Annotated in this window: 3 protein-coding genes and 2 pseudogenes; 3 read left to right on the top strand and 2 right to left on the bottom strand. The window is 68.4% G+C overall.

The window, feature by feature from the left end; translation table 11 throughout:
* Nucleotides 1-295 precede the first annotated feature (295 nt).
* Both ACWC5O_RS45175 and ACWC5O_RS45170 read left to right on the top strand, forming a co-directional pair.
* Nucleotides 296-889, top strand: a complete 594-nt coding sequence (locus ACWC5O_RS45175; protein WP_450781353.1) for a hypothetical protein — start codon at nucleotides 296-298, stop codon at nucleotides 887-889.
* Between the two features lie 174 nt (nucleotides 890-1,063).
* Nucleotides 1,064-1,258 (top strand): annotated as a pseudogene (locus ACWC5O_RS45170) (hypothetical protein); the annotation flags it as partial.
* Between the two features lie 108 nt (nucleotides 1,259-1,366).
* Here ACWC5O_RS45170 and ACWC5O_RS45165 read toward each other — a convergent pair.
* A complete protein-coding gene (locus ACWC5O_RS45165; protein WP_355837830.1) occupies nucleotides 1,367-1,819 on the bottom strand; it encodes a hypothetical protein in 453 nt (150 codons plus the stop codon).
* A 138-nt stretch (nucleotides 1,820-1,957) separates the two neighbouring features.
* On the opposite strand from ACWC5O_RS45165, the gene ACWC5O_RS45160 reads away from it, so the two are divergent.
* The gene (locus ACWC5O_RS45160) at nucleotides 1,958-2,194 is read left to right on the top strand and encodes a hypothetical protein (protein ID WP_450781351.1); all 237 of its coding nucleotides are present in this window, start codon (nucleotides 1,958-1,960) and stop codon (nucleotides 2,192-2,194) included.
* Nucleotides 2,195-2,399: 205 nt separating this feature from the next.
* On the opposite strand, the pseudogene ACWC5O_RS45155 reads toward ACWC5O_RS45160, so the two are convergent.
* Nucleotides 2,400-3,168, bottom strand: a pseudogene (locus ACWC5O_RS45155) (hypothetical protein); the annotation flags it as partial.

Here is a 3,168-nt window from a genome sequence, read left to right as displayed (position 1 = left end):
GCACCCCGGCCTGAACGTCGCCGCCTTCGCGGAGTCCCAGATGTACTACGGCGGGTCGTACACGAAGTGCGGAATCACCAGCAAGCGCTGGGTCGAGGTCACCAGGCACGGGGTGACCGGCTATGTGGTCGGCACCTGCGTCAAGCAGCCCTGAGCCGAGCGGTCCGCCTCTGTGAAGCCCCGGACCGGAAGATCCGGGGCTGGTCGGGGTGCTACTCGCCGATGCGTACGAGCGCGAGCGTGATGTTGTCCGGGCCTGCGCAAGGAGCAGAGCGGCGACAGCGGCGGCCCCCTCGTGCGCATCATTCTTGCCGGAGTGTCGATCCTGGCCGCCGGAGTGGTGTGGCTGGAGCTGGTGGTACGGACCGCGCTGCTCTACGTCGGCGCAGTGCTCGGCACGGTCGTCTACGCGGGGCTGGTTGACCGTGACCTCTGGGGTCGGGTCCGCCGATGGGTCGGCATGATGGTGGCGATCATCCTTGTAAAGCCGATCATCGTCATCGTGCTGATGCTCGCCTCTGCGCTCTCTGGCGGTGAGCCGAACACCAACCCTGCCAACGCGATCGTTTCGGGTTTGGCCATCATCGTTATCGCCGTGTTTGCCAGCGCGATGTTGTTCCGGCTGATCCCGGGCATGGGCGACGACATCGTGGCCGCCCGCCGCGACAGCTACGACCCGGCCAGCAAACAGGCCGTGGCCGTCGTTACCCGACCGGTGGCGACGATGCGGCAGGGCATCAGCACGCACGCCGACCGAGACGCCGTCTCCCGTCCCAGCCAGCCGGCGCAGACCTCATCCGCCAGCAGCGGAATCAGCGCCCACGCCACTCGACCCGCAAAATCCGACGTACCCCGCCAGGACGGCCGCGGCGACAAGGCGCGCCGCTGACGACGGGTCAGGAGGATGGCGGGTTGCCGAGGCCGATCAGCACGCCAATCACGATGAGCGCGATCAGCAGGTAGAACTTTGCCTTGAGGCTCATCCGCCTCCCCCTCCATCCGCGCCCCAAGGGTCGAGCCTCCGGGGCGCTCTGTCACATCGTCAGCACGGTACCGCCGCACTCGTTTCCGCGCTGAGGGCCACGAGATCCGCGAGGAGGACATCGCCCGCCTGTCTCCGCTCAAGCACCGCAACCTGAACCTGCTCGGCCGCTACAGCTTCACCGCCTCCACCCCGGCCGTCGGCGCCCTGCGCCCGCTGCGCGACCCGGATGCCCCGGAGCTGGACGATGATGAGGACGAGGCGGCCGCCGACTGAAGCGGGCCGTCAGCCAGCGGGCACCAGGGCGGCGTCGGCTGCGAACGGCGTTGCCCCTGAGTCCCAGCTCGGACATCAGCTGCAAGGCAGCGGAAAGCCCTTCCAAGATTATCGGCTGCTCTGCCAATTCCCGGCCGCGGCATCCCAGTAGATGACGTTCGGCGGGATGCCATGCTCAGGCTGCACGAGTCGTTCAAGATCCGTGACGGCCAAAGCCGCGAGAGCCTCATCGGGCAGGTTCGCCGGTACAGCGAAGGTGAGCCCAGACGTGTCTTCTCGGACATTGATCTGGAGGTCATAGCGTGGTGTGGACATCCCCTCCCGGCGCAGCAGATTACGAACGCGCTCGCGGGCTGCCTCGTACGAGCGCCTGCCAGCCTCGGCAGCGAGCGCCTGCATGAAGGGCAGGACGCTCGCCGTAGCAATGACCGGGATCACCCAGTCTGGCCCGGCGGCGTGGGTTGCGCGCACGGGGCCGTGGAAGTAGAGAGTCGTTCGAGCGTCAACGTGGATCTCGAGTGGCTCGGCGGTCTCGTTGGCATCCCCATCGGTGCTGCTCACGGCCAACCACGTTACATGTGAGACGAGTTGGGCTCCGAGTAGGAACGGACCAGGAAAATGGTGTTGCTGTGAGAAGTCTTGACAGGCCGGGATCCGGACCGTGAGAGCCCCCGCCGAGCTGCACTGTCCCGCGACGAAGTGGACGCCGGAGCGGTCCGAGGTACAGCACCCGCTGCAGCAGCGCCCGACGGGGACGTACGACGCGGCCAGGGCTACACCCTGCGCGTCAACGCCGTCCCCGCCGTGCACCTCGGACTCCTCACCCGCTGCCAGCCGCTCGACGGGGGCCACGGCATTCCCGCGGTCCCCGCCCAGCGCAAGGCCCGCCGCGAGTACGAAAACCGCGTCAGCATCCTCATGCCAACGGAGCCATGATCGTTCTCAGCGCCAACGGCTGTACCGATGTTCCCCGAGGCCGTAATAGGAGCGCCCCGCCGTACGGGAGTGGACCTTGAACGCGTCCCGCAGTACCTCGCGGTTGTTCACGGCGTGGATGGCTGCACCGTGGCGGGTTACAGTCGCGCGCAGGGGGCCGGAGCCACTGTCATTGGCTCCGGCCCCTGCTGTTGGGCGTACGCGGTCAGTCGGTGTGTTCGCGCGGCGTGAGGAGGGCGAAGTACGTCTCGCGGGCCTCCTCGCTCAGTTCACCGTCGAGGGCGAGGGCCTGCCTCAGCGTGCGGATCGTCTGCTGGGGCGGGACGTCCCACCGCCTGTGGGCCTCGCGCATGATGTCGCCGATGCACCACTGGGCGGCGTCGGGGTGATGGCGGATGTACCAGTCCAGCATCTTGGCCACGCGGAACGTGAGGTTGAGGTGCCACCAGGACGCCTTCTCCGACGCGTCCTTCTGCCGCTTCTTGCCGTGCTCGTGGAGCTCGATGGATTCGGCGAAGTCGTTGAGGACCGCGCCCACGATGGTCGGGCCCAGGAGGTCGGTGGGCAGGATGCGGTCCAGGCTGACCGCCACGCTCCAGGCCAGGGTGTCGGCGACCTCGCGTACGGACGTCTCGTTGCGCTGACGCAGGATCCACCGCTTTCGCACGTCCGGCCGTCCCCACAGAGTGTTCTGGAAGTCGGCGGCGAACCGGTCTCGCACCGCGGCCGCGCCGGGTGAGAGGTTGTCGCGGTCGCCGGCGGACATGGTGGCCCGGATGCCCTCCGAGGAGCGCTGGCGCGCTTCCACCCAGTCCTGCGCCACCGCGCGCGCCCACTGGGCGCGGCCGCCGACCATCGCCTGCGGCTGGGGCACCTCGCTGTTGCTGCGCGAGATGTAGGCCCGCAGCGTGGACGCGGTGATGCCGCCGAGCTCGGCCATCTCCGGGATGCCGAGCAACTGGGCGCCGGTGAGC

The sequence above is a fragment of the Streptomyces sp. NPDC001450 genome, assembly GCF_053597295.1.
The sequence above is the reverse complement of the archived record's forward strand: the minus strand, read 5'-3'. Positions and strand labels throughout refer to the sequence as shown.